This window comes from Novipirellula sp. (assembly GCF_041583735.1).
GTDB lineage: Bacteria > Planctomycetota > Planctomycetia > Pirellulales > Pirellulaceae > Novipirellula.
Genome location: NZ_JBFHFD010000910.1, coordinates 1 through 2,583, shown reverse-complemented (window position 1 = coordinate 2,583; position 2,583 = coordinate 1). Strand labels below are relative to the sequence as shown.

The window sequence follows — 2,583 nt, the reverse complement described above, 5'->3', positions numbered from 1 at the left end:
CATCGCTTGGCTTTACCACGATTGCCTGTGCCATTTTAGGTTTGGGCGGATTTCAGCTGATTGCGGCTGGGATTCTCGGTGAATACATCGGCCGGATTTATGACGAAGTGCGCCGGCGACCTTCGTATATCGTGTCCAGTGCCACCACGTCGGAAGATGCCCAAGAGCGTGCGTTCCGCGTGATCTCACGAAAAGCGAGCTAAAGGATTATTTAGTGAGTACGGATAGCAAAACAATCCAGCCGGAAGCCTCGCGTTGGTTTGTCGAGTCGCTCCGAGATGCGTTGAACCGACCGGTCATGGCGTTGGCGGTTTTGTTGGTCAGCTGTGCGGTAATCGCGTTGTACTGCAGCCGACTGAATCAGGAGCTCTATCAACACAAGAATCCGTTCTACGATTCACTGAGCTACAATATGCACCTGTTCGCGATCATGGAAACGTCGCAACAGCAAGGGCTGGCGGCGGGTTGGAACCGAGTAATCAGTAGTGATTCAACGCTGTTTCTTCCGTTTGCGATCGCAGCCTCCATTGGACCTTGGGTTGAACCGAGCCGGATGGTGTCGGTCTGGATCCAAGCTGCATATTTGTTCGGCTTCTTGGCGTCGGTGTTTTTTTATCTCGTCAAAATCCGCGACCTGAGACCGTCGACGGCGATACTGGGATGCTGCACGTTTTTTACGACCAGTTGCATCTTCATGGAGGTCGGCGGACTGTCGGATTTCCGGGCCGACTTGATGTTGTGCCTCAGTTTTGGTGCATCGGCCATTTGGTTTTTGTCCGCAGTGCAGCGACCCACGACCGGGCGGTTTGTCATGTGCGGCATTGCCATGGCAATCTGTTGCCTGTCGCGTTCAACCGCACCGATTTATTTGGTATTGAGTCTCGCCCCCTTGGCGGTGCTGTTTTTGCTGCAGCAAGAAGATCGCAGCAAGCGGATACGCGGCTTGATTCTGGCCAGCGTGATCGCCAGTGTGTTGTCGGGATGGTTTTATATTCTGAATTTTGGTTATCTGCACTACTATTATGTCGTTTGGAATACCGACGCCAACGCAAAGCTTCCGCTAAGTGAGGCAGTAAAACACGGCGAATTCGCAGGACGTGCGATAGGCGCTGAGATCCTGTATCTGATCGGCGGCTGGATGATCGGTCTAGTCTTCTTCACACGCAATCGCTGGACGTTCAAGCCAATTTGGGATGCGACTCGTGATCGCTCGGCCCCTGATTGGGCTCTGCTTTGGGTGGGACTCAGCCCGATCGTATTTCTTGTGGCTAGACGTGCGGGATTGAACCCGTTCGTTTCGATGCCCGCGATAGTCGGGTTAATTTTGTTCGCCATCATTCCTCTGCTGAAAGCATTTGAGAAAAACGATAATCGTCGGTTGTTGGCGTGTTCATGGGGACTGCTTGCGATTGCGATCGGTTTTGCTGCTCAACGAGGATGGCAGCGGCATCAAGCCGGTGGATTCAATTCGATGGCGGCCCAGCAACAGATCATGGACGTGATTTTGGCCGATAGCATCGCGAACAACATGTCCGACGTCCGTTTCGGAGTCAGCCATTTAACCGAATTAAATTTATGGAGTCTGTATTCGACCGTAATGTTTGATCGCGAAGGGGTCACCAGCGACGAAGGGAAATTGATCTATCAGAACGTCCGATTGCATGCCAATGGTTTGTTTTCCCTTCCTGCCGCAGCGGATTGGGACGAGGTGCCAGGGGAAAGCGAGTCGGAAAAGTTACAGTTGCTTTTGGAACAGTGTGATCGCACGTGTGACTTCGTGGTGGTTCCTGATCAAAACACGGCCACCTATGTCCAGCAGCACTGTGCTTATAATTACATCAATCGCTACGCGTCGACATTGCGTAACGAAATTGTCAACGGAAATTGGGAACGGGTTTCGAATCCGATCCAAACAAGCGAGAATGAGTCGGTGGAAATCTATCGCTCGCGGCAAATCACCTCGCAAGCACCCGTTGCCAGTAAGCCAAAGAGTCAATCTCTCCGGAAAGCCGACAGACCGGTAAGCCGATTTGGCGTCTAGGGCTTATCGTCGCTCTGCTTTCGCCTTGTCATCAGGATCGCCAATCCCCGCTTCGGTGCTGGACAACTTGAAAAGCAAGGTGTGCTTTTGCGATAGTTCAGTCGATTGCACTGCTTCACGAATTGACGATTTAAGTTCGGCGGAAATTTCGGTCATCCGTCCATCAATCGGATGGATAATTTCCGCAATGCAATCGATGTCACCATGGACAAACTTCGACAGCCGCGTTGTCACTGGGAATACCCCTACCCGTCGGTTTTCAGTCAACGGCTCCTTCGCATCCGCGATTTCATCATCGGGATCGACGCGCTGATAAGCGTCGATCCAAGCGGCGGATGTGCTCATTTGCGAGGAACGGATGTCTTGATAACCTGCCGCCGCAGCGATCTCTGACAATTTCGTCTCGAGTCGTTTACGGAGTGATCGGTCTCCATTTTCAGGAAATTGGTATCGGCAAACTAGTCGCAAACTTGAGCGGCCAGGGGTGGCGTTCTTCAGTGCCGCAACAAAGCCTGGCTCATTTAATGCAGACAGGTTCACAT

At 52.2% G+C, this 2,583-nt stretch carries 2 protein-coding genes and 1 pseudogene; 2 read left to right on the top strand and 1 reads right to left on the bottom strand.

Annotation, left to right across the window (positions count from 1 at the left end):
• Both ABX962_RS34460 and ABX962_RS34455 read left to right on the top strand, forming a co-directional pair.
• A pseudogene (locus tag ABX962_RS34460) lies at positions 1–203 on the top strand (hypothetical protein); the annotation flags it as partial.
• Positions 204–214: 11 nt separating this feature from the next.
• Positions 215–2,041 carry an ArnT family glycosyltransferase gene (locus ABX962_RS34455; RefSeq protein ID WP_372726187.1) on the top strand — a complete coding sequence of 609 codons (1,827 nt, stop codon included), beginning with the start codon at positions 215–217 and terminating at the stop codon, positions 2,039–2,041.
• A 3-nt stretch (positions 2,042–2,044) separates the two neighbouring features.
• On the opposite strand, the gene ABX962_RS34450 is transcribed toward ABX962_RS34455, so the two are convergent.
• A partial coding sequence (locus tag ABX962_RS34450; RefSeq protein ID WP_372726186.1) for a hypothetical protein occupies positions 2,045–2,583 on the bottom strand: 539 nt, incomplete at its 5' end.